This is a genomic window from Oculatella sp. LEGE 06141 (genome assembly GCF_015207605.1).
Taxonomy (GTDB): domain Bacteria; phylum Cyanobacteriota; class Cyanobacteriia; order Elainellales; family Elainellaceae; genus Oculatella.
Genome location: NZ_JADEWO010000042.1, coordinates 1 through 23,335 on the forward strand (window position 1 = coordinate 1; position 23,335 = coordinate 23,335).

Sequence of the window (23,335 nt, forward strand, 5' to 3'; positions counted from 1 at the left end):
CACAGGGTGGGGCGAGGCGATATGTTAGTAGACATCAAATGTCACCCAATGCATGGTCGTCTCCCACCCTGCGTCCCAGTGCTGAAGCTGAGTTTATATCCTCCGCTTCAGTCCTGTCCCCCCATAACGCCCATGCACCCGACCGCCAAGAGGTTATCTGTGAGCATTTGACCTTATCTGCGGCGGGTGATGGGCAACGTTAGCTGGCTTTGTTTGTAAGTTATGGCGGTAATTTTGCAGGTTACCTGTTGGACTCAATGATTATTTCGTCGTTCATGTATCAATTTGCTGGTGAAAATGTCTAAATACTGGCGCTATCCAGCAAGAGTTCTGGGTTGTTTACGGAACGGAGAAATTACAATCATTCCTTGTGCTGGTATTGGACTGGCAGATGGTAGAGATCAGGAAACACCTCCCGCTCAAATGATTCCGATCGATTTGAGAATGCTAAACAGCGAGTTTGATGTGTTGTTCGATCGCGCTTCAGGTTACTTTGTCAAAACCCTGCGTAAAGATAAATATTGCCCTGAGGCAGATTGGGAGCAAATTAGCTACTAGACTTTGCAAACTATGGTTGATAGCGAGTGGTTTGGATGGAATTTGAGTGGAACCCAGATAAAGCAAGGTCAAACTACGAAAAGCACAATGTTTCTTTCGAGGAAGCTGCTACTGTGTTTGGCGATTCGCTGTCCGTCACTTTTCCCGATCCAGATCATTCAATTGGAGAAAGTCGCTACGTTATCATTGGCTTATCGAGATTCGGTCAGCTCTTAATCGTTGCTCACACTGACCGAGGAGAGAAAATACGAATTATTAGTGCCCGTAAAGCTACTCGTCAGGAAAGGAGATTTTATGAACAAGAAAGCTGATAGCGAAATGGAAGATGAATTACGTCCTGAGTACGACTTCTCTCAACTCGAAGGGGGTGTAAGAGGTAAGTATGTTGAGCGTTATCGAGCAGGGACGAATCTAGTTCTTCTTGATCCTGATGTCGCTCAAGCGTTTCCGACTAAGGATGCTGTAAATGAAGCGTTACGGTTATTGATGCAGGTTGCTCAGCGCCAGCCAGCTAACAATCCCGTTGCACCCAACCGTTCAGAGATGGGTGGTCAAGTTCGAGAAGATGTTAGCGGTGGGTGAACAGGGTCGTTAGCTGGCTCCGCACCAAGGTCTTGCACTTGTCATTAAAGGCGATCGCTCATATCCAAAACGTCCCCGTAGCGATCGGGGTAGACCGTGTTTTGAGGCGATCGGTTTGGTAGCAACCGTTCCGGAAGGTAATGGTGGAAACAGGTTAGTGAAAGCGATCGATGAAACGCTTCAAGTTAAGAGGTTGGGGGCGATCGATGCAGCGGATTGCCCCATTCCCTTGTGTTAAGTTGAACATCATCTGCGATCGCTGATTTTAGTCGTTAGCTGGCTAAGTTATCGGTAGGAACGTGACCGAGATAATCTGTGGGACACAACATTAAATTGCTTTTATGGAAAACAAAGCAGCACAGATTTCTGTTCATGCATGGGAATCGGATGGGATTTTGCTAGAGCAATATGCTTATACATCAGGCTTTGTGGAGCCGCTTGCTAAACATTCTCATGAAGAATATCAGTTTGGTTTAAGTTTTGACTGCAACGGTGAATATTATTATCGCGGTAAGTACCATTCCATTCCAACTGGAAGCTTGAGTGTGATCCATTCCGGTGAAGTTCATGCACCCAGCGATCGCACTCATCTCACTGCACCTGCCCATTTTGAAATGATGCATATCAATCCAACATGGTTACAAACGGTTGCGGCTGAAATGGCTGAAAAGACTGTCAGTCTTCCCTTCTTCTCAGCAGCATTTCTCACTGATTCAATGTTGAATCAGTTGTTTTTAACATTGCAGACAGCGGCAAAGCAGAGGAATTCTAAGTTGGAGTACGATGTAGCCCTTTGGGATTTTCTCTCCTGTCTGATTAGTCGCTACGGCTCAAATAGCCCTTCTGTTCGTTATTTAAAGTCAAGCCGTACAGATGTCATGCTTGCTTGTGACTATCTTCAAGCTCACTATACCAGTGATATTTCTTTAGACACGTTGGCCGCGATCGCCGGATTAAGTCGATTTCATTTCTGCCGTGTCTTTCGCAAAGAAGTCGGCGTGTCTTCTAGTGTTTACCAAACTCAGCTCCGAATTGCTCAAGCAAAGAAGCTGTTGGCTCAGGGATACTCGATCACCGAGGTTGCCACCACAACAGGGTTCTACGATCAGAGTCATTTTGGCTGGCACTTCAAACGTCAAGTTGGGGTGTCACCAGGAGCGTATGTCAGCAAAACAGCAATATTTTCCTAGACCTGTCAAAAGTATCCGGCATAGTATTCTGTCATTTATCGATCTTTGAGGAAATCAGGTCAGAAATTATGTCAGAGATCAGCCGTCGTCAAATTCTCACAACTGGAGCGATCGGAATCACTGGATTTGCAACCGTAATGGCGGTTCAATCGGCTCAAGCAAATACCCAAACTCCACCTGAACCTCAAGCTAGCGTAAATACTGACGGTCGATTTACAGGTAAAGTGGTGCTGATTACTGGAGCCACCTCGGGGATTGGAGAAGCGACTGCGCGGGCATTTGCTGCCGAGGGAGCTACTGTTCACTTTTGCGGTCGGCGGGAAATGTTAGGGGAGCAGATTGCTCAAAGTATTTGTGATATAGGCGGAAAAGCGACGTATCAACGAGCCGATGTCCGAATTGAGGAGGATGTAAAAGCGTTTGTGGATGGCTGCGTAGAGCAGTATGGGCGCATCGATATTGCTTTTAACAATGCTGGAATTGAAAGTTCTCCTAGCACCATAGCCGATCGCTCTCTAAACGATTGGATGGATGTCATGACGACAAATGCAACTGGCGTTTTTTTATCAATGAAGTATGAGATTCCGCATATGTTGCGTCAGGGCAACGGTGTGATTGTCAACAACGCATCGGTTTCTAGTCATGTTGGTTTTGCGACTATTGCACCCTACAGTGCCAGCAAACATGCCGTTGTTTCACTGACAAAAGTTGCTGCGCTGGAATATGCAGACAAAAATATCCGTGTCAATGCGATCGCTCCGGGTGCAGTCGATACGCCCATGTTGCGCCGTGCTCTAGCAGCCTGGAATACAAACTTTGAAACCGTTTCACAGGATTATCCGATTAAGCGGATCGTTAGACCCGAAGAGATCGCTAGAAGCGTGATGTTCCTCTGTTCTGATGATGCAAGCTGCATTACAGGTATGGATTTAGACGCAACAGGCGGCTATCTCACAAAGTAGGTTAGCGGTAATTGAACATGGCAAGATTGTAGAAGCCCAAAACGTTTGAGCGATCAACATCAAGCAGATCAGTTTTTCTGGAGAGTCTATCCTCTAAACCCCTTACCCGATCGACTGGCACAGTAGAGAAAAATTATGCAATACACAACCCTTGGCAGAACTGGCTTAGTGATATCGCGGCTCTCTTTTGGGGCAATGACCTTTGGTGAAGGTCAGCTTGTTCCTGGAGTCACCAACAGCATTGATCAGTCGATGGCGGATCAAATGGTTGGTCGCGTCATGGATGCTGGAATTAACCTATTTGATACTGCCGATGCCTACACCAATGGACAATCGGAAGTTATGCTAGGCAAAGCCCTTGCAAATCGTCGAGATGAGGTGATCATCGCCACAAAAGCAGGCTTTCGATTGGGGAACGCCATTACCGATGCCGGGTCATCTTATCGTCACATCATGATGGCGGCAGAAGCCAGTCTGAAGCGACTCAACACTGACTATATCGATCTTTATCAGCTTCATATCCCTGATCCAATCACGCCTCTAGAAGAAACCTTACGCGCTTTAGATGATCTGGTGCGGCAGGGCAAAGTGCGCTACATCGGCTATTCCAATTTTCCGGCGTGGAAAGCGGCAAAAATGGTGGGCATTCAAAAACACCACAACTATGCTCAATTTATTGCGGCGCAAATGTATTACTCGTTGCTGGGTCGAGATTTGGAACATGAAGTCGTTCCGTTTGTCGAAGATGCAGGCATTGGGGTATTGGTATGGAGTCCTTTAGCGGGTGGCTTTTTGAGCGGCAAATATACCCGCAAAAACCCAACGCCAGCAGGAGCCAGATTGAACGAGTTCAAGCTGCCGCCAATCGATGTAGAGCAGGGCTATGACGTAGTGGATGCTATTACGCCAATTGCTCAAGCCCATGATGCATCTCCTGCTCAAGTGGCGATCGCCTGGATTCTCACCAAACCCTTTATTTCTTCTGTCATCGTTGGAGCCAATAAAATGCACCAGCTTGAAGACAACTTGAAAGCGGCAGATCTCACGCTCTCTACAGCCGAGATTGAGCAACTGGATATCCTCACTGTCCCACCCTCGCTTTACCCGGGTTGGATGCAAGGCTTGGGTTGGGATGCCAAAGTCAAAGCAGCCTTCGATACAGATTCCAAGAGTCAGTGAAAGAGCTAGGTGAAGCATAGGAGTGATAGGCAGTCCCCCCACAAGCAGCCCCCATAAAGCCTGGCGCAGCGGATTGTTCAAAATTACCAGTACGTTGCAGAAGATACTTACAACCGCCGACCAGGATCGTTGGGAGCTTGCGCGCGGCGTGATAGTGAGCGAGACTTGCAAGAGAAAAAGGATGGCGACACAAGATGAGACCGGAGGAAATTGCAAAAAGCTACGATCAAATCGCCGACGTTTGGAACAGCGACGCATTTCCTCGCACGGATGGAGTTAAGCAGCACGAACGAGCTATCGCTTTTGTGAAAGAAAAGCAATACGCCCTGGATATTGGTTGCGGGTGCAACGGCAGAATCATCGACCTTCTGAGGCGTTACGGATTCTCCGTCGAAGGAGTTGATATTTCAGGCCAGATGGTCGAACTAGCAAAGCAACGTCACCCTGACATTACTTTTCATCAGGCAGACATTTGCAGTTGGCCGTTCCCCAGACGATACAACTTCATTTCAGCATGGGACAGCATTTGGCATCTGCCTTTGCAGGAGCATGAAATGGTGTTGAAACGGATTTTGGAAGTCCTGATGCCCGGAGGAATTTGTATATTTACCACAGGCGGACTGGATGCGCCTACTGAAAAAGTAGACGGCGCAATGGGGCATCAGATGTATTACAGCGTGCTTGGCATTCCTAAAATGCTCGAAGTGTTATCGGAAGCAGGATGTATATGTAGGCACCTGGAGTACGATCAGTATCCAGAGCAACATCTTTATGTCATCGCACAAAAGGTTTGAGCCAATGAGCGTACAAACAATCAACAGGCTTTAAAAAATCTGAGCGTTAACTCGTCCTTTTCTGAAATAAAACAGGACACAATGGCATCAATGGTGCAAACCGTTGCAACGACTCCATTAGAGGCTATCACCACCTTTTGCACTAATGAATTTAGTTCAACAGGCCAGATTCACGCGGTACTGCCGCTGGGGTGATTGTCCCAGGTTACAATGTCTGGATCAACGGGCACGGTTCGGCAGCGATCGCAAATCCGACGATAGTAGGGCAACAGTTGAGAAACTGCCGCTTCCGAGGCTTCTAGCGATCGCAACAAAGATTGATGGGTCGAGAGAATTTCTGCAATTAAAGCGGATTCATTGATTTGGGTTAACTGTCCGTGTTGCATCACGGCAATCCCATCACTCACTACCAAATCAACCGCACATCCCGTTTCTGCATACACTAACTGCCGCAGAGGATGGTTGAGCGGGATAAAGGCAGGAGTTGATAGCCGATATCCAACAATATCAGCCAGGTATCCTGGTTCAATCCGACCGAGGCGATCGGCATACCCAAACGCCCGTGCGCCACCCTCTGTCCCCAGGCGAAACGCCTCTTCTGCCGATAGCCATTGTGCGGGTAGCGTTTGCGGAGACTTATTGAGTAGCGCAGTAGCCTGCACCACCGACAGCATATTAACGCTGTCTCTAGAGCCACATCCATCGCTGGCCAGAGCCACATTAACCCCTGCCTGTATGAAATGCCGTAGCGGCATCTGGCCGCTACCCAATTTCAAATTAGACAGCGGATTGTACACGGCACTGCTTCCCGCATTAGCCAGATGTTCAATATCGTTGGCTGTTGACCAAACACAGTGCTGTAAAGCCAAACGAGGCGATAGAATACCCAGTTCGGCTAAGTGAGCGACCATTGACCGCTGGTAAAGTAAGCCTGCTGTCACCGCTTGTAGCCGAGTTTCCAACACGTGCATCATCATCGGCAGGTTTTGCTGTTCTGCTAACTGATGCAATTGCAGCAAAAAGGTATCACTACAGCGCTGTGGAGCCGATGGCGCAACGATATAACCAACGCGATGCCGCTGCGGGTGATGCTGATGAGCTAGATGTTTAGCTAGATCCAGAAGGCGATCGCGATCGGGAGGGGGTTGGGTATCCAGCGGTTGACGGATCACTGCTGGCATCTCCTCATCAAAAAACGGCACCGAGCGATGAAACGGTAAATCAAACAGACTCACGCTTACCAACGCTCGTAATCCAATATCCTGATAGGCTCGAAACACCGCATCAATACAGTCCTGGGAAAACCAGGGAGCATGGTTGACATCATCAACAACAAAGGTAGTTCCAGTTCGCAATGCCTCGATCGCACCAATCATGGTGCGTAGATACACTTGCTCAGGAGTCAGCGGTTCTGCGCCAACCGGAGGTCGAACAAAATGCATCCATAGCTCCAGCGGCAGGTTATCATACCGTCCTTTATGAAAATGTTCGTGAGAATGAAAATGCCCGTTAATTAAGCCAGGAGCCAGCAGCAAGCCAGATGCGTCTATAACATGATCTGAATTTGAAGCAGTAGTTTGCCCGACTTCAACAATTTGATTGCCCTCAATTTTAATATCAGCAATTTGGGGCACAGCATCAGCGGACGACAAAACCAATCCATTTTTAATGAATAAACTCACGTCCACTCCTCATTTAACCCAAATTAACCCTGTAGCAGACTCAGGGTACGCATAGAACTAGATTGTGTCCGTTTGTTGTGTACCAAATTTCGGTAAATGAGAGAAAAAGATAGGGGCAGTGTTTCTCACTGCCCCTGTATTGATGTCAGATTATGAGCGTTTGAGCCATATCTTTGATGGCTTAAACCGCAATTAACTGAAGACGGTCAAGCCGCCTGCGGCAAGAACTCCAGCGATCGCAGCCGTTGCCACAGAAGTTAAAGCCGCACCAAACAGCCACCAAGCTGCTGTAGCCACCGTTTTTTGAGCCTCTCTAGCCTGCTCCTTAGCTTTACCTTGCAGCTCTTTGATACGTTTTTCGGCTTCTGCTTGCAGCCATTTTGCCCGACCCAGCACGCTATCTCGTGCCGCTTCAACTTGATCAATGATGCGGTCAGCCTGTGCTTCAGACATATCAGAACGAGAGCTGAGCAACGCAACCAGAGTATCTCGATCAAACTGGGAGAGGCGATCGCCCAAGGCATCAAACCCAGCTTCCGGGTCATCGAACAGCTTTCTTAGATCCCGTTTAATTCCCTCGTAGTTGAGTTCCTCCCGATCGAGTGAATTCAGATACTCTCGAACCTGAGCAAAAACACCATCCACCACCGATTGCAGCCGACGTTGCAGTTTTTGACCCTGTTCAATCAATTGGTTACCCACCGATTCAACTTGATCCACAATCCGGTTAGCTTCATCTTCAGAGATATCGTCTCGCTCTGACAGGAGCGCCACCAGCGTGGAGCGATCGAACTGGGAGAAGCGATCGCCGAGTTGCTCCAATCCTGCCCCCGGCTGTTTGAGCAACCGTTGCAAGTCACGACGAATCCCTTCTGGATTCAGCTCGTCTTTGTGCGTGTTCCGCAAATACTCGCTCAGGTTGGTTGGGAAATCGCGGACTTGCTTTGCGGTACGCTTTGCCAATTGTCGGGGCGCTCGTACAACGTTGCCAATGGTTTCTTGTACCTGATCGATCAACTGGTTGATCTGATCTTCATTCAAATCGTCCCGCTGGTTGAGCAACGCCACCAACGTATCTCGATCAACCTGAGAGAGGCGATCGCGTAAGGCCAACGCCCCGGTTCTGGGTTGATTGAGTAGGGTCGTCAGATCGTGGCGAATCCCCTCTGGATTAAGTTCGTCTAGATTGGTATTTCGCAAATAGTCGGCTATTTGGCTCATCACCTGGTCGTATTGCTCCTGCGCTTGACTGGCGACCTGTTGCGGCACCTGCAAAACCGTATCTCGAACGGACTCAACCTGATCGATCACCCGGTTGATCTGCTCCTCGTTCAGGTCTTGACGCTGGGATAACCACTGAACGAGCGTGTCGCGATCGAACTGAGACAGTCTCTCACGCAGCGCTAGCGCCCCTGCTTGTGGATCGTCCAGCAATGCTCGCAGTTCGCGCTGAATGCCTTCTGGCTGAAGGTCTTCCAGGTTCGTATGCCGCAGATACTCTTCCACTCGTTGCTGCAATCCGATAGCCTCTGCTTGCACCTGCTCCCATTCCTCCCGAGAGCGATTGAGAAACATATCGCGAGCGCTTTCAAGCTGGCTTAAAACTTGCTCTGCTTCATCCTGGCTCAGGTCTTGCCGTCCGGCCAGCAGCATTTGCATCAGCGTGTTGCGGTCAAACTGAAGTATTCGATTACCTAACACTTCATAGCTAACCTCTGAATCGGCTAAGACCCCGATAAAGTTTGGCTGAACGTCCTCTGAAGTCAACGTTTCTTTAGGCGCAGATTTCAGGTAATCTTCAACCCGATTGCGTAAGTCCTGCGATCGCTCCTGTTCTTCTGCGATCTGCACTTGATCAAGAACTTCACGACGAATCACTTCTAACTCATCGGCAATGTCGTTGATCTGTTGGGGAAGCGTTCCCTCTCGTTGGTTTAAGATATCTACAAAATAGGTTCGGTTTAAACGTTCTAGCTGCTGCCGCACTAATCCTGGATCGGCCTCTGGATCGTAAATGACCTCTCGAAAGCCCTGATCGAGACTATCCGGTTTCAAATACCACGATGGAGAATCGAGCAGGTAATGTTCAACATCGGTTTGCAGCCCCTGAACGCTTGAACGGGCACCATCGCTCACCGCATGGCTAACCTTGCCAGCTTGCTCCTTAGCTTGCTGAACCAGCGTATTCAACTGTTCAGTGATGTTTTGGGTGTTTGGATCGGCTGGATTGGTTTGTTGCAACACGGTAGAAACAAGGGTGTTAATACCCATCTGCAAGACCTGATCTCTCGTACTCGATCCTTGCGACTTCTGATTCTGCTGCGGTTGAAGGAGCTGCTGAAGGCGATCGCGCAATTGCTCCACGGATTGTCCGTTTTCTGGCATTGCCGATGCTAGCGTCTCGACCAATGCTGTTTGCACCTGATTCGGCGCTCCTTGACCGTTTTGCTGCGATCGAGAGCCAACAACTTGCTTCCATGCCGCTTCTAGCTGGTCGGTTATCTGCTCAATTTCCTGCTGGGATAGGTCAGTGCGACTGCTCACCAAGTTGAGCAGCGTTTCACGGTTCACTGTATTGAGCAGGTCACCCTCTGCAATGGATTCCAGATCGGCATTCTGCAACAGCTTAACGAACTGATTGCCTACTCCAGCGAGATTAAGCTGAGGGACTTGCACGTTGGACAAGTAATCTTCAACCGTTTCTCGCATTTGATCAGGGGCGATCGCCGAGCGCAACTGCTGGGTAACAGCCTCTATCGACGCTTCCACCGTATTAACCACCTGGCTATTAACAGCAGTGCCGCTCAATGCGGTGGCAACGGTAGAGGTTATGCCCTGTGCGCCAGCGCCAGCGGCATTGGTAACCGAACCGACCAGAGAACCCACTGCTTGAGAACCCGACCAGAGCAGCAGCAAGAAGTAAACTGACCAAATCACAATGCTGACGATGGCAGCAAGCCACGCATTATTAATCAGGGTTAGCTTCACCGCCAGAAAACAGGCAATAAACAGGGCGACATTCACGATGAAGACAGTCCACCCGCCGACGCGCAATTCAATGGTGCGGATTTTTTTACCCCAACCGTCTACATCCGTCTCTAAGGGATTGGTTCCCCCAGACAAACCGACTGCTACGGAAAAGTTAGTTAACAAGAACTGAAACGCAAACGCCATGACGACGCCAGCGATTAAAGCAATAAAAAACTGTGGGCCATACAGAAAGGCTAAGGCTGATTCGTGGGAAGTTGGAGCGATCGCCGTTTGAGCTAACAAACGAGCGTCAGAATGTGTCAATCTACTGAGATGGCCAGACCATCCCAGCATTGCTGTGAGTTGAAGCATCATATTGTCCTTTCCTAAACCTGAGATCGGCGATCGCGCAACAGAGCTTATCTACCGTCTGCTGCTTCGCATCGCCAGTACATCTATAAACAACGCCATCGGTTGAGACCAAGAAGAGCATTCGTTCAACTGGCTAGTTTCCACTTCAATTTAGTGGTTCCTTTCTGCCTCACCCTCCCCTAGAGAACAGGAGAGGACTCTGCCCAAAGAGTGAGTCTGTTGCTAAGCCAGTTGGTAAAGTAGACTACTTTTTTTGACGAGGAACGACGCATACCCCTCCCCCATCCCATGCCCTGAACCTCGTTGCGCCATCGCTCACCCGACTGATGCGATCGCAGTTTACCAATCAGTGCTTTGCAACCCTATACCCGGACGTTTAGTTGCAAGCTGGAGGTTGAAGTTGCTGAATCAAAGTATAAACCTTTCAGTGGAAATGAAAGGCTAAACCTCTATCGGTTTACCGTATTTATAATCCTGGATCATAAATCCAGGAATTGCACTGATTTCTGCACCAGTTTCTGCACAGAGGTTCACACTATGGTTGGTTCCGCGCCTCATTCGTTGACCAATATGATTTGGCCTCCATTGCCCATTGCCGCATGGCAAGACACTCGCGAAACGCTGCACCTGTGGACACAAGTGGTTGGCAAAATTCGGTTGGCATTAGCTCCCAAAATTAACCATTGGTGGCACTCGACCCTGTATGTTACAACCCGTGGGCTAACGACTTCGACGATTCACTATGGCACTGGTACCTTTCAAATTACCTTTGATTTTCTCAATCATCAACTTTTAATCGAAACCAGCGATGGTATCACCAGAACCATTGAACTCACACCTCGCTCCGTTGCCGATTTCTATCAAGCGGTAATGAGTACGTTGAAGGACATTGGAATCGATGTGCAGATTTGGACCATGCCGCAAGAGGTGACTGATCCCATCCCGTTTGAGCAAGATACTCAACATGTGGCTTACGACCCAGAGTCGGCTCAACGCTTCTGGCGAATTTTGGTGCAAGCCGATCGCCTCATGACGGTATTTCGCTCCCGTTATGCCGGAAAGTGTAGCCCGGTGCATTTCTTTTGGGGCAGCTTTGATTTGGCGGTAACTCGCTTCTCAGGGCGGCAGGCTCCAGACCATCCCGGTGGAGTGCCCAACATGGCAGATTGGGTAACGCGAGAAGCCTACTCGCATGAGGTGAGCAGTTGTGGCTTTTGGTTTGGAGGTGGCTCAATCGAAGCCCTGTTTTATGCCTATGCTTACCCGACTCCGGATGGATTTAAGGAGTATTCCATTCAACCTGAAACAGCCTTTTATAGCGCGGATATGCAAGAATTTGTCCTGCCCTATGAAGCCGTGCGGCAAGCTGATGATCCAGATACAGCCGTGCTGGAATTTCTCCAAACTACGTACGAAGCAGCCGCTAATTTAGGAGGGTGGGATCGAGCCACATTAGAATACAAGCCAGTGGTTAAGGGTTAAGTTGTCTGCGAAACCATCATTGGATTACATGTTGAGGCTGCTGCGGCTACCAGCACCAATGTCTTGAGTGTAATAACACCGTTGCGTTCATAATCAGGGCGATCGCTTCATTGACTGCGCGATCGCCCTGATTACATTCTCCAGAGAACATTGAACAACATCCCATCATGAGTTTGAGAAAGTTAGGAACATGTAAGCGTTAGCCAACAGACTGGTCAGTACAGAACGGCCTGACTCCAGTGAAAATAAATATTTCATTTATCAGAGGCTAGAGGGGTGACGAGATAAAATTCGGTTGATCTGGTAACGACTGACACCTATCTGGTATCCACTTCATCAATGCAAGGAACATCCGATGCTGGACTACTCTAAAGCCGTCACATGTGCGCTGCTATCACAAGAGGTCTACCGAGATTTTTCTAGCCTGCGATTTAGTGGCTATCCTAACATCGCTCCCAATTTCATCGAGCAGTCTAGAACCGATACTCAATGCGCCATTGTTTCAGATGTTGATGGAGCCTGTAACTACATTGTGTTTCGGGGCAGTGAAAAACGCATCGACTGGAACACCAACTTCAACATTCAGCAAAAAGTGGTAGAGTTTCGGCGGGAAGTGGTTGAAGCGCAAATTGTACAGGAGCGAGAGCAGGTATACCCCTATGCAGGAGAAAGCCGATCGGGTGCAAAAATGCATCAGGGATTTGCCGATGCTTACCTGTCTGTTCGGGACACGATTCACACCTACTTAAACAACCATGCAGCCGCCAAGGTTACGGTCACAGGTCATAGTTTGGGTGGCGCTTTGGCAACCCTGTGTGCGGTGGATATTCAATATAACTTCTCGGATGTGGCGATCGACATTTACACCTTCGGAACGCCCAGAGTAGGAAACGATGGATTCAGAGAATCGTTCAATCGTCGTGTTCCCAATAGCTATCGGTTCGTTTATGGCATGGATATGGTGGCCGCGTTGCCACGACCCTGGCAGGGCTATAGCCATGTGGATACCGAACAGCGGTTAGGGTCTCGCTTTAGCCTCAACTTTTTAACCCGACGCTTTAAAGATCATGACATCGAACTCTACATCACGGCGCTGAAAGAATTGGCAGCTAATCAACGGGGATGATTGCAGCGAGCGTGGAAGCGATCGAGCATCGCAAGCGGTTAGATGATAGGATGCAGCTCAATTGCTCAATTGCGACAAATTCCCAGAGCCAGAGAGGTAGCATGTAATGTGATGTCTTTGTTTTTCTGGCGTGAATGGTTCTAATCGCTCCTCTCCTACCCCGCCTGTTTTGACTGGCGATCGCAACGGCAAGGCCACCGCTTTAGCCAAACCTTTTCTCTCGGCAGATGTTATTGCCCCGCTGGTGGTTGGTATTGTCGTCCTGGTGGTTTGGGAAGTAACCGTACGGGTTAGCGGCATCCCTCCCTATCTTTTACCTGGCCCTATTCTGGTCTTGCAAACGCTGATTCAAGACTGGAATACCCTGTTTCCCTCGTTGCTGGTCACCCTCAAGATTACGATCGTGGCCTTTATAGCGGCGATCGCCACTGGTCTGTTAATTGCCGTTATCTTCACCCAAAGTAAGTGGATCGAGCGCAGCTTCTTTCCCTACGCCGTGATTTTGCAAACCACTCCGATTGTGGCGATCGCACCGCTAATTATTCTATGGGTGCGGCAACTCGTTCCGGGTGAACAATCCACCTTTGTCTCGCTGGTGATTTGCGCCTGGATTGTGGCCTTCTTCCCCATTTTGTCCAACACCACGTTAGGACTCAACAGCGCCGACCACAACCTGGTCAACCTGTTTCAACTGTACAAAGCATCGCGCTGGCAAACCCTATTGTATTTGCGGCTACCAAGCGCCATGCCCTACTTTTTGGGTGGCTTACGCATCAGCGGTGGGCTGGCGTTGATTGGGGCCGTCGTAGCCGAGTTTGTGGCAGGAACGGGGGGAACGCAGTCTGGCATTGCTTACCAGATTTTGATGTCTAGCTTCAATTTACAAATTCCGCGTATGTTTGCCGCCTTATTGATGACCACTGTGCTGGGAGTCCTTATTTTTGTGGCACTGACGCTGTTATCAGATATGCTGCTGCGGCAATGGCACGAAAGCGCGATTAAACGGGAGAATTAGCGTGATTCCAGATACAAACCACTATTGGTTAATTAATGCCCATCTGCCCATCCCTTTGCTGGTTGGCACCGACACCGTTACCCATGATACGAAAACATCTGAGTTTGTTTTTGTCGATTTAGAAATCAAAGATGGCTTGATTACTCAAATTGTCTCTGCCGGGTTGCCCCATCCCGACCCAGTGGCTACTGTTGATTTGAAGCGGGGTCTGGTCTGGCCTTGCTTTGTGGATATGCATACCCATCTGGATAAAGGGCACAGTTGGGGGCGATCGCCCAACCGGGATGGCAGTTTCGAGACGGCTCTGAACCTGGTCACCCACGATCGCCAGAAGTATTGGGATGCAGAAGACCTGTATCGCCGTATGGAGTTTGGGCTAAAGTGCAGCTATGCCCACGGTACCCAGGCCGTTCGCACCCATCTGGATGCGATCGATGACCAGGCCACCATTAGCCTCGGCGTGTTTAAGGCATTAAAAGAGCAATGGGCAGACCGGATAACGCTGCAAGCCGTTTCTCTTGTGCCGCTTGATTATTTTCTCACCCCTGAAGGAGAAGTCCTGGCTGACCAGGTTGCTAAGGTGAGCGGCGTGTTAGGCGGGTTTCCCATCATGAGCGATGACCTCGATCGCCAGCTCGATCGCGTGTTTGACCTGGCGACCGAACGGGGACTTGATCTGGACTTTCACACCGACGAAAGCGGCAACCCAGCCGATATTGTTCTGCGACGGGTTGCTGAAGCGGCGATTCGCCATAACTTCAGCGGACAAGTTATCTGCGGCCATTGCTGTAGCCTGGCGGTGCAATCGGCTGAGGAGGTATTCAAAACAATGGATGTGGTTAAGCAGGCTGGCATTGGCATTGTCAGCTTACCAATGTGCAACCTCTATTTGCAGGATCGGCAGCAAACCGCCTCGCAACACTTCTCTCAGGCTAAAACTGCCCATCCGCTGGCTCATGCTGCTAATCTGCCAACCTATACCCCACGCTGGCGCGGAGTAACCTTACTGCACGAGTTGAAGCATTATGGGATTCCGGTGGCGGTCGCCAGCGACAATTGCCGCGATCCGTTTCATGGGTTTGGCGATCATGACGGTTTAGAAGTATTTACCCAATCGACTCGCATTGCCCACCTGGATGCTCCCTATGGCGATTGGTGCAAAGCCGTGACGATGACTCCTGCCGATTTATTGAAGCTGCCCACGGCTGGCCGTGTGGGGGTAGGGTTACCCGCCAATTTAGTGGTGTTCAAAGCTCGCTATTACAGTGAATTGTTGTCTCGCCCCCAGAGCGATCGCATTGTCTTACGAAACGGAAAGGCGATCGATACCACCCTGCCAGACTATGCAGAACTAGATGATTTGCTGTAGCGATGGTTTTGAGGTTGTACTCGTTCCCAGGGTTTACCGGGACGGCCTTTAAAGTGGCTCTGCCTCCAGGCAACAAGGGGCAGAGCTTTTAACGTTCCACGTTAGAGCGTTGCATATTGCTTGTCTGTGCCTTGCTATAGCTCTTGCTATAACTATGGGTTGATAGCCGATCGCCTCAGTCTCTCTCTTCAGCTTGGTGTAAACCTCAACTGACATCGTTACATTGGCAGACAAACAATCGATAAATTCAGCCGATATCATCCCATTGTGACGACGCAGGAGAGAGCCATGACTGCTAATAGTATTCCATCTTCAAATCAACCTATTGATAACCCTGATAACACCGATTTGAGCGTATCTTCATCCCCTGCCATAAAAACCGAGGTGGCAACCGATTCGCAGGAGTCAGGCTCGATCGCCCAAACGATTTCGGCGGCTGTTAGTGGGGGGGTCGCTGGAGCCGCCTTTGGCCGTCTAGTGGGCGGGCGGTTTGGTGCAACGGTTGGGGCGGTGGTCGGTGGTGTTGCTGGAGCCGCTTTCGGTTCGGATGCGGGTAAAGCAACTGCTCAACATGCCACTGAAGCCGTTCAGGACGCAGTGCAATCGGCTTCTCGCCACAGCCACGACTCATCACTAATTCAAAACGCTACCGAAGGTGTTCACAATGCGGTGCAATCCACCCGGTCAACCCTGAACCAAGCCTCATCCCCGTCTCAGCCAGCGAGCTTTGAACTACCAGCAGAAACCCATTTTGAGTTGGGTGTGCAGTTGGGCAAACAGGGACAACTAGATGAGGCGATCGCCGAATTTGAGCAAGCCTTAGCAATTGCTCCAGACTCGGCAGAGACTCATTACAACCTGGGTATTGCTCTCAGCAAGCAGAACAATATAAACCTGGCGTTGACCCATCTACAGCGTGCCAAAGAGTTGTGCCTGGAACAAGGTAACCTGGAAGGGGCTGAGGCCGTTGAAAGGGCGATCGAAACGGTTGAGCAGGCCATGAGTTTAGGCATTACCTCCGAGAGCTAGGTCTAGGGCGTGTTTTAAATCCCTGAAGTTCCAACCTATAGACTTTTGAGCGATTCAAAGTCCCCCAATTTTGGGGGATTTAGGGGGCAAAAAGCACAATGTAACCGAGCAATCAGGAGTTTTAAAACACGCCCTAGGATCTAGAGCCGATTTCTTTATAAAACGAATAATCGGACAGTTCGACTGCTTAGCGAGTCTTCGTCTCCCGGCTTCCAGGCTGGGAGACGTGTTGTTTGTATAGATGTGTATAGATGGGCTAAACACAAGTAACCGGTCCCATCCCGGCAGCGGATGCAGCGATCGCGGCGTCGGGCGATCGGCTGCGTCCACGCCAAAATTAATCACATTTTTTATTCCATTTGGGGTTGCACAACATAAAGATGCACCGAAACGGCGCAGCAAGGCTAGAGTCTGGCTCGTTGCGAGTTGTTGCACCCTTCACTACCATGACTTTGCTGTGCAGCCACAGCATTACCCCTCCTCAACTTAGGCGGAACGGTAAGCAAAGTGTTAGCCCAAATACAAAAGCACTCTATTAGTCGCTGTATACCAATTAAGTTAGTTCAGGTTTTGCGGCTGATCCCACAGAGGGAGTTGTGCTTACTCCATCAATGTCCAGAGGCGTTGCAATGTGCCAACAGGAGAATCGTTCTCCTCTATGGTTTCATTCAGTGCCCAACACCGCTCCAGGTAATCCACTTGCTGCTCGTCTATTAACTCATACGTCAGTACGATGAGCAGCCATCGCCAGGTTTGACGCAAGCCAAACGTAAAGTTCCACATAGCGTTATGTGGTATTTGAACCGACTCAGGAATGAGTTCCAGTTGCTTGTAGAGATGCCATTGAGATGGGGTTGTTGCAGTGTGATGCCGAAATTTCATTGTCTTCACGTATTGCGTTATCGATGTAGCAGGTCGAAGCGTACTACTACTCGCCTCTTTATTGTTTTTGCTGTAGCGACAACAACAATGAACAGAGTACGACTTCGAATTGCCGGATTCAAAATCGTTGCCTTGCTGCACCTGTACTTAGCCAGCGAAGCAACTCAAATGAACAACTATTTCTAATTTCTGTATTGTAAGGCACATATGTCGATCTTTTTTTGAATGTCATGAAGCCTTGAAGAAAGTCAGGTTGGGAGCCAGTCAGCATGGATGGATTAAAAATTGTAGTCATTGGTGCCGGAATTGGAGGGTTAAGTGCTGGTATCGCGCTGAAGCAAGCCGGATTTGACGTAGAAATTTACGATCGCGTCAAAGAACTGCGTCCAGTAGGAGCGGGGATCTCGCTCTGGTCGAACGGGGTTAAGGTGCTCAATCGCCTCGGTTTGGGCGCAGAGATGGCGAAGATTGGCGGTCAAATGAACCGCATGGAGTACCGTACCCAAACCGGAGAGTTGCTTAATGATATTGATTTAATGCCGTTGATTCATGATGTGGGTCAGCGTCCTTATCCGGTGGCGCGGCGAGACTTGCAGCACATGCTGATGCAGGCGTTTCCGGGAGATGTAAAGCTGGGGCACAAATGTGTTGGGGTTGAAGAAGATGAAACGGGAGTGACAGCCTTCTTCGAAAACGGACACCAGGCCAGGGGTGATTTGCTCATTGCAGCGGATGGGATTCGCTCAATTTTGCGAACGCATGTGCTGGGTCAAGAAGTAGAACCTCAGTATGGCGGGTACATCAACTGGAATGGGTTAGTTCCGGCGGATGAATCGCTGGCCCCCAGGGACTGCTGGATCATTTATGTGGGAGAGCATAAACGGGTATCAATGATGCCTGTGGCGGGCGATCGCTTCTACTTCTTTTTTGATGTGCCGTTGCCTAAAGGTACGCCTGCAAATCCGGACACTTATAAAGCTGAATTGAAGCAGCATTTTCAAGGATGGGCAGATCCAGTGCAAACCCTGATTGAACGCCTTGATCCCTATGCGGTAGCTCGTCCTGAAATTCATGATGTTGGTCCAATCGATCGCTTTGTTAAGGGTCGAGTGGCGTTACTCGGTGATTCAGCCCATGCCACCTGCCCGGATCTGGGGCAGGGTGGGTGTCAGGCAATGGAAGACTCGCTGGTACTAACCAACTACCTGATGACCACCAACTTAGGAGTAGAGTATGCCCTCAAACGGTATGAAATGGAGCGCAAAGCGCGTGCCAATGCGGTTGTACAAAAGGCGCGGCAGCGAGCCGAGCAGATTCATGGCAAAGAACCAGACGTGACGCAGCGGTGGTACAGCCAGTTGGCAACTGAATCACCTACCGATGTTACAGGTGCCATTACAAAAGTGATCATGGCAGGCCCGCTTCGTTAATACCGCCGTGATGAGTGTTTAAGCGATCAGTCGTTGGAGGATATATGGCTCAATCCAATCAAGAATTTGTGCTAGACGAGGTGCAACCGTCTGGCGAAGTCTCCGTTAACTCCGAGTTGATCTATGGTTTAGATGACAGACCTCCCGTTATAGAAGCCTTTTTTGTAGCGCTTCAGCATGTGCTGGCCGCCTTCGTTGGCATCATTACTCCACCGTTAATTATTTGCACCGCCTTAGGGCTAGACCCGGCAAATACCAGTTATGTCATCAGCATGTCGCTGTTTGTGTCGGGGGTGGCTACCTTTATCCAGTGCAAGCGGATTGGCCCGGTGGGGTCTGGATTACTGAGTTTGCAAGGCACTAGCTTTTCGTTTCTAGGGCCAATCATTGGGGTGGGTACTGCTGCTGTGCAGGGAGGGCAATCGCCCGAGGGTGCCCTGTCTCTCATTTTTGGCGTGTGTTTCTTTGGCGCATTCATTGAAGTCTTTTTAAGCCGTTTTTTACATCTGGCTCAAAAAATCATTACGCCTGTTGTTTCCGGTACGGTTGTAATGGTGATTGGGTTGAGCTTAATCAAAACAGGTATTACCAGCATGGCAGGTGGCGTAGCCGCACAGCAAAACGGTACCTTTGGCAGCTATCAAAACCTGGGACTGGGAGGGTTAGTGCTGGGTATTATTGTGTTGCTGAACATGACCGGAAACCGTTACCTGAGAATGGGAGCGATCGCCATTGGGTTGGCCGTGGGCTACATCATCTCCATCGGATTAGGACTGGTCGATTTCAGCTTATTAGCAAGGCTACCCCTGGTTAGCATCCCAATCCCGTTTCGCTATGGCATGAGCTTTAACTTTGCGGCATTTGTACCGTTTATTTTGCTGTATTTGATTACGGCCATTGAAACGATTGGCGATTTAACTGCAACCTCGGCGGTTTCAAAGCAACCGATCAAAGGAAAAGTGTATTTCCGTCGCATTAAGGGAGGTGTCTTAGGTGACGGGGTAAACTCCCTGATAGCAGCAGTGTTCAACACCTTTCCCAACACCACGTTTAGCCAAAACAATGGGGTCATCCAGATGACCGGAGTGGGCAGCCGCTATGTGGGTTTTTATGTGGCCGGTATCTTTACGGTGATTGGATTACTGCCAATTATTGGCGGTCTATTTCAGGCCATTCCTCAACCGGTGTTGGGCGGTGCCACCATTGTGATGTTCGGTTCTATTGCAGTAGCGGGTATCAATATTGTGGCATCTACCACGATCGATCGCCGTGCCCTGATCATCATTGCGGTGTCTCTTGCTTTGGGGTTAGGGGTCGTATATGTACCCGAAATATTGGTTGATAAACCAGCGCTGCTGAAGAACATTTTCTCATCCGGCATTTCAACGGGAGGGTTAACGGCGATCGTGCTGAACTGGCTCTTGCCACAGAACTTTGGGGCAGAGGAAACACCACCCGCCGAGCCAGAAGCCTAACCCAGCAGGAGCAAATTAATGGCAGGGAAACTAACGACGCATGTTCTGGATACCGTTCGAGGTGGCCCTGCCGCTGGGATGACCATTGAACTTTGGTCAGTTGATGGTCAGACGGGTGAGAAAACGTTGCTCAAAACTATCATTACTAACGCCGATGGACGCACGGACGCGCCGCTGTTAGTTGAGCAGGAATTCACATCAGGGATCTACGAACTTGTGTTTGTAGTGGGTCGTTACTTTTCCCACTATCTGGATACATTGCCCAAACCAGCCTTTCTCGATCGCGTCCCCATTCAGTTTGGGATTGCCGATCCAACGACTCATTATCATGTACCGTTGCTGGTTTCACCCTGGGCATACAGCACCTATCGCGGCAGTTAATCTGCTGCTGGATTGGTTTCTACGAGGTGGTTTGAAGCGATGGTAATGGGGCAATTAGTTCTGCTGATTGCCCCCATTGCTTACAACAGACGTTCAGCAATTTTAATTCAGTGTGAGGAGCATCATATCGTGACCGTTCAGTCATGGAAATTTCTGTTGGGCATTTTGATGTTGGGGATTCCTTTAAGCGTGGCTGATGAGGCGATCGCCACTCATCAATCTGTTTCAGGTGGATTAGAGTTAGCACAACCTGCAAAGGTCGATCTGACCAAGGACACTATTCCAATCGTTTTAGAACCTCATCAATTGCCTGTGCCTGTTGCGCCTGATCGGGAGGCGATTTATGAACCGGATCAGGCTCAGGCGTTAGGACAATTAACCTCTGTTTCTCAATTGGCCGATGTTCAGGCAACGGATTGGGCGTATCAAGCCTTGCAATCCCTGGTAGAACGATATGGTTGTATCGTAGGTTATCCTGACCAAACTTTTCGGGGTAATCGAAGCTTGACCCGTTACGAATTTGCGGCCGGACTCAATGCTTGTCTCGATCGCATCAATGAGTTGATTGGGACAGCCAGCAACGATTTGGCAACTGAAGCCGATTTAGCAACGCTACAACGGTTGCAGGCAGAGTTTGCCTCCGAGTTAGCCACCTTCCAAGACCAGGTGGAGGGACTGGAAGCGCGAACGACGGCACTGGAAGGGCAGCAATTTTCAACAACAACGGTGCTGACGGGTAACGTGTGGTTCAACTTAACCCAGGCATTTTCGTCAGGGGATGTCCTGGCAGAACGAAGTCTTACGGTGCCAGATAGCGCGTTTGCTCCGCCCACCCGCGACGCAAACAACCGTCCCACCAGGGTGGAACGGGATCAGCCGCAAGCCACCTTTGGCTATTACTCTTTCTTAACGCTTACCACCTCGTTTACGGGGGAAGATGCTCTTGTGACTCAACTGGCCGTTGGTAACAGTAGTTCCCCTGCCAATCAATTAGTGTCTGCTGGGTTCTTCAATTCCTGGGGAACGCCCTTTCTGGATCAAACTGGAACACCAACCACCGGAACGTTTGTCTTGCGTGAGCTGTTTTACTCTGTTCCCATTGGCGATAATGTTCAACTGGCGGTAGGGCCACGGCTCAATTACTACCGATACTTTGATGGCAATCGCTTTACCTTTTTTCTCAATGGCGCAACCAGTTTTAACTCTAACGGCAGTACCTTACTCAACGCGATCGACCGGGGTTCGGGGGCTGTAGTCAGTTGGGCGATCGCTGAACCGCTAGATTTGACCCTGGGATATCTGGCCGAAAATACCGAGTTTTTAAACCCTGCTGTATTTAACACAGCCAGTAATCCAGCCGATGGGTTGTTTAACAGTTCTAATACCATTAGCGCTCAGTTGGCCTATTCTCCCAGTGCGGCGTTCAATCTGCGGCTCATTTATGCTCGCTCTAGCCTCAAGCCCTACAACGGTTTCATTGGTGGAGCGGTAGGCGAACCCCTGCCCTACGGATATGCTGATGATGGCTTTGGCGGCACGGTTCGAGATTCAGGTGCGGATACCTTTGTCGCTAACTTTGATTGGCTGATTACAGATGGAATTGGACTCTTTGGTCGCTATTCCTATGGCCGACTTGATATCAACCCAACCAATCCAAACCGTTCTGGTGGAGATATTCGCGTTCAGTCCTTCCAGGTAGGTCTGGGATTTCCAGATTTAGGCAGGGAAGGGGCATTAGGAGTGATTTCGTTCCTCGTTCCCCATGATTACCTGGAAGGACGGCGATTCTTGCTGTCGGGCGGCGGAGATGGCGGCACGCAGTATGAGCTAGAAGTGTCTTACCGCTACCCTATTAGCAATAACATTGCCATTGTTCCAGCCTTTTACACGATCTGGAATCCCAACAATTTTGACAGCAATCCAACGGTGTTTGTGGGTAATCTCCGAACTCAATTCAGCTTTTAAAGACTATTTGAAACGGGCTGAACGTCAGTCGAACGGTTCTCTTTTTTAACCGCGATCGTTCCATCAAACGGTGTCCAAGCCGTACGGAATGGGAGATTTAGGGAACAAATGCAGAACATTTCATTCGTTTCAAACCATCTTTTCCGTTGAATGGTCGGCTGAACTTAGCGAAACGAGTAATGGGCCGTCGTAGAAAGTTCGGCTCATTACCGATTCAACCTCTTACCTGTCACTACCATGCCTTACAGCATTACTGAATTAAACCAGATGGATCGAGAGACATTCGTTAAAGCGTTTGGGGCTGTGTTTGAAGACACCCCGGCGATCGCAGCTCAAGCCTGGTTAGCCCGTCCTTTTCGTGACATAGATGATCTGCATCAAAAAATGATAGAAGTGGTGAACCAAATGACACCAGACGATCAGCTAGCCCTGATTCGTGCCCACCCTGATTTGGGGAGTCAGGCAAAAATGGCAGAGGCATCTGTCAAGGAACAGGAAGGCATTGGCCTGAATCGGTTAGATGCTCAAGAATATGAACGCTTTCAACGGTTGAACCAAACCTACAAAGACAAATTTCAATTTCCGTTCATTGTTGCTGTCAAGCATCACACCAAGGCCAGCGTTCTAGAAGCATTTGAACAGCGCTTGAACAATACTATTCTTACAGAAATCAAACAGGCGTTGCTGGAAATTAATCAAATTGCTCGATTTCGATTGTCTAATTTGGTGGAGCGATCGTAACCTCTGGCACGCTCAAATATAAATTAATTGATGTTAAGAGTTGTTGATATTATTGGCTCATTAGTTTGGATGATTTTGAGACAAGACAAAACGAACATTGCACAGAATCAAAACGATGAAAGCTATCAGTATTAAGTGAGCCGAATCGTCA

The 23,335-nt window shown here is 49.4% G+C and carries 22 protein-coding genes; 19 read left to right on the forward strand and 3 right to left on the reverse strand.

The window, feature by feature from the left end; translation table 11 throughout:
- From IQ268_RS22850 to IQ268_RS22885, 9 genes are all read left to right on the forward strand, one after another.
- On the forward strand, nucleotides 1–203 hold a 203-nt coding region (locus tag IQ268_RS22850; RefSeq protein ID WP_228035646.1), incomplete at its 5' end, for a hypothetical protein.
- A gap of 94 nt (nucleotides 204–297) precedes the next feature.
- On the forward strand, nucleotides 298–558 hold the full coding sequence (locus IQ268_RS22855; RefSeq protein ID WP_193884077.1) for a hypothetical protein: 261 nt from the start codon (nucleotides 298–300) through the stop codon (nucleotides 556–558).
- A gap of 35 nt (nucleotides 559–593) precedes the next feature.
- Entirely contained in the window at nucleotides 594–869 is a 276-nt protein-coding gene (locus IQ268_RS22860) for a BrnT family toxin (RefSeq protein WP_193884079.1), read from the forward strand.
- Nucleotides 853–1,140 (forward strand): hypothetical protein, encoded by a 288-nt coding sequence (locus IQ268_RS22865; protein ID WP_193884081.1) that lies wholly within the window; start codon nucleotides 853–855, stop codon nucleotides 1,138–1,140. The genes IQ268_RS22860 and IQ268_RS22865 overlap by 17 nt, the downstream gene beginning before the upstream one ends.
- A gap of 115 nt (nucleotides 1,141–1,255) precedes the next feature.
- Entirely contained in the window at nucleotides 1,256–1,378 is a 123-nt protein-coding gene (locus IQ268_RS33045) for a hypothetical protein (protein ID WP_255527251.1), read from the forward strand.
- A 103-nt stretch (nucleotides 1,379–1,481) separates the two neighbouring features.
- Nucleotides 1,482–2,330, forward strand: a complete 849-nt coding sequence (locus IQ268_RS22870; RefSeq protein WP_193884082.1) for an AraC family transcriptional regulator — start codon at nucleotides 1,482–1,484, stop codon at nucleotides 2,328–2,330.
- Between the two features lie 68 nt (nucleotides 2,331–2,398).
- Entirely contained in the window at nucleotides 2,399–3,292 is an 894-nt protein-coding gene (locus tag IQ268_RS22875; RefSeq protein WP_193884083.1) for an SDR family NAD(P)-dependent oxidoreductase, read from the forward strand.
- Nucleotides 3,293–3,427: 135 nt separating this feature from the next.
- Nucleotides 3,428–4,471, forward strand: coding sequence for an aldo/keto reductase (locus IQ268_RS22880; protein ID WP_193884084.1), 1,044 nt, complete (start codon nucleotides 3,428–3,430; stop codon nucleotides 4,469–4,471).
- A gap of 194 nt (nucleotides 4,472–4,665) precedes the next feature.
- Nucleotides 4,666–5,265, forward strand: a complete 600-nt coding sequence (locus IQ268_RS22885) for a class I SAM-dependent methyltransferase (RefSeq protein ID WP_193884085.1) — start codon at nucleotides 4,666–4,668, stop codon at nucleotides 5,263–5,265.
- 170 nt (nucleotides 5,266–5,435) lie between these two features.
- On the opposite strand, the gene IQ268_RS22890 is transcribed toward IQ268_RS22885, so the two are convergent.
- The gene (locus IQ268_RS22890; RefSeq protein ID WP_339383507.1) at nucleotides 5,436–6,947 is read right to left on the reverse strand and encodes an amidohydrolase family protein; all 1,512 of its coding nucleotides are present in this window, start codon (nucleotides 6,945–6,947) and stop codon (nucleotides 5,436–5,438) included.
- 192 nt (nucleotides 6,948–7,139) lie between these two features.
- The gene (locus IQ268_RS22895; protein WP_193884088.1) at nucleotides 7,140–10,292 is read right to left on the reverse strand and encodes an MFS transporter; all 3,153 of its coding nucleotides are present in this window, start codon (nucleotides 10,290–10,292) and stop codon (nucleotides 7,140–7,142) included.
- A 534-nt stretch (nucleotides 10,293–10,826) separates the two neighbouring features.
- Here IQ268_RS22895 and IQ268_RS22900 point away from each other — a divergent pair.
- From IQ268_RS22900 to IQ268_RS22920, 5 genes are all read left to right on the forward strand, one after another.
- A complete protein-coding gene (locus tag IQ268_RS22900) occupies nucleotides 10,827–11,771 on the forward strand; it encodes a DUF5996 family protein (RefSeq protein ID WP_193884090.1) in 945 nt (314 codons plus the stop codon).
- A 355-nt stretch (nucleotides 11,772–12,126) separates the two neighbouring features.
- Nucleotides 12,127–12,897 (forward strand): lipase family protein, encoded by a 771-nt coding sequence (locus IQ268_RS22905; RefSeq protein ID WP_193884092.1) that lies wholly within the window; start codon nucleotides 12,127–12,129, stop codon nucleotides 12,895–12,897.
- A gap of 169 nt (nucleotides 12,898–13,066) precedes the next feature.
- A complete protein-coding gene (locus tag IQ268_RS22910) occupies nucleotides 13,067–13,912 on the forward strand; it encodes an ABC transporter permease (protein ID WP_193884151.1) in 846 nt (281 codons plus the stop codon).
- 1 nt (nucleotide 13,913) lies between these two features.
- Nucleotides 13,914–15,281 carry a cytosine deaminase gene (locus IQ268_RS22915; protein WP_193884094.1) on the forward strand — a complete coding sequence of 456 codons (1,368 nt, stop codon included), beginning with the start codon at nucleotides 13,914–13,916 and terminating at the stop codon, nucleotides 15,279–15,281.
- Between the two features lie 288 nt (nucleotides 15,282–15,569).
- On the forward strand, nucleotides 15,570–16,310 hold the full coding sequence (locus IQ268_RS22920; protein WP_193884096.1) for a tetratricopeptide repeat protein: 741 nt from the start codon (nucleotides 15,570–15,572) through the stop codon (nucleotides 16,308–16,310).
- 600 nt (nucleotides 16,311–16,910) lie between these two features.
- Here IQ268_RS22920 and IQ268_RS22925 read toward each other — a convergent pair.
- Nucleotides 16,911–17,192, reverse strand: coding sequence for a hypothetical protein (locus tag IQ268_RS22925; RefSeq protein WP_193884097.1), 282 nt, complete (start codon nucleotides 17,190–17,192; stop codon nucleotides 16,911–16,913).
- Nucleotides 17,193–17,461: 269 nt separating this feature from the next.
- On the opposite strand from IQ268_RS22925, the gene hpxO reads away from it, so the two are divergent.
- The 5 genes from hpxO to uraD all read left to right on the forward strand — a co-directional run bounded on the left by hpxO (nucleotide 17,462) and on the right by uraD (nucleotide 23,184).
- Nucleotides 17,462–18,622, forward strand: a complete 1,161-nt coding sequence (gene hpxO, locus IQ268_RS22930; protein ID WP_193884098.1) for an FAD-dependent urate hydroxylase HpxO — start codon at nucleotides 17,462–17,464, stop codon at nucleotides 18,620–18,622.
- Nucleotides 18,623–18,666: 44 nt separating this feature from the next.
- Entirely contained in the window at nucleotides 18,667–20,097 is a 1,431-nt protein-coding gene (locus IQ268_RS22935) for a uracil-xanthine permease family protein (protein ID WP_193884099.1), read from the forward strand.
- 18 nt (nucleotides 20,098–20,115) lie between these two features.
- Nucleotides 20,116–20,478 carry a hydroxyisourate hydrolase gene (gene uraH, locus IQ268_RS22940; RefSeq protein ID WP_193884100.1) on the forward strand — a complete coding sequence of 121 codons (363 nt, stop codon included), beginning with the start codon at nucleotides 20,116–20,118 and terminating at the stop codon, nucleotides 20,476–20,478.
- Between the two features lie 129 nt (nucleotides 20,479–20,607).
- On the forward strand, nucleotides 20,608–22,443 hold the full coding sequence (locus IQ268_RS22945; RefSeq protein WP_339383510.1) for an iron uptake porin: 1,836 nt from the start codon (nucleotides 20,608–20,610) through the stop codon (nucleotides 22,441–22,443).
- 237 nt (nucleotides 22,444–22,680) lie between these two features.
- Nucleotides 22,681–23,184 (forward strand): 2-oxo-4-hydroxy-4-carboxy-5-ureidoimidazoline decarboxylase, encoded by a 504-nt coding sequence (uraD, locus tag IQ268_RS22950; protein ID WP_193884101.1) that lies wholly within the window; start codon nucleotides 22,681–22,683, stop codon nucleotides 23,182–23,184.
- The last annotated feature ends 151 nt before the right edge of the window (nucleotides 23,185–23,335 follow it).

Bases quoted from the DNA above. Each gene is read 5' to 3' on its own strand.
- IQ268_RS22855 (WP_193884077.1), top strand. From the start codon at position 298: ATGTCTAAATACTGGCGCTATCCAGCAAGAGTTCTGGGTTGTTTACGG.
- IQ268_RS22860 (WP_193884079.1), top strand. From the start codon at position 594: ATGGAATTTGAGTGGAACCCAGATAAAGCAAGGTCAAACTACGAAAAG.
- IQ268_RS22865 (WP_193884081.1), top strand. From the start codon at position 853: ATGAACAAGAAAGCTGATAGCGAAATGGAAGATGAATTACGTCCTGAG.
- IQ268_RS22870 (WP_193884082.1), top strand. From the start codon at position 1,482: ATGGAAAACAAAGCAGCACAGATTTCTGTTCATGCATGGGAATCGGAT.
- IQ268_RS22875 (WP_193884083.1), top strand. From the start codon at position 2,399: ATGTCAGAGATCAGCCGTCGTCAAATTCTCACAACTGGAGCGATCGGA.
- IQ268_RS22880 (WP_193884084.1), top strand. From the start codon at position 3,428: ATGCAATACACAACCCTTGGCAGAACTGGCTTAGTGATATCGCGGCTC.
- IQ268_RS22885 (WP_193884085.1), top strand. From the start codon at position 4,666: ATGAGACCGGAGGAAATTGCAAAAAGCTACGATCAAATCGCCGACGTT.
- IQ268_RS22895 (WP_193884088.1), bottom strand. From the start codon at position 10,292: ATGATGCTTCAACTCACAGCAATGCTGGGATGGTCTGGCCATCTCAGT.
- IQ268_RS22900 (WP_193884090.1), top strand. From the start codon at position 10,827: ATGGTTGGTTCCGCGCCTCATTCGTTGACCAATATGATTTGGCCTCCA.
- IQ268_RS22905 (WP_193884092.1), top strand. From the start codon at position 12,127: ATGCTGGACTACTCTAAAGCCGTCACATGTGCGCTGCTATCACAAGAG.
- IQ268_RS22920 (WP_193884096.1), top strand. From the start codon at position 15,570: ATGACTGCTAATAGTATTCCATCTTCAAATCAACCTATTGATAACCCT.
- IQ268_RS22925 (WP_193884097.1), bottom strand. From the start codon at position 17,192: ATGAAATTTCGGCATCACACTGCAACAACCCCATCTCAATGGCATCTC.
- hpxO (WP_193884098.1), top strand. From the start codon at position 17,462: ATGGATGGATTAAAAATTGTAGTCATTGGTGCCGGAATTGGAGGGTTA.
- IQ268_RS22935 (WP_193884099.1), top strand. From the start codon at position 18,667: ATGGCTCAATCCAATCAAGAATTTGTGCTAGACGAGGTGCAACCGTCT.
- uraH (WP_193884100.1), top strand. From the start codon at position 20,116: ATGGCAGGGAAACTAACGACGCATGTTCTGGATACCGTTCGAGGTGGC.
- uraD (WP_193884101.1), top strand. From the start codon at position 22,681: ATGCCTTACAGCATTACTGAATTAAACCAGATGGATCGAGAGACATTC.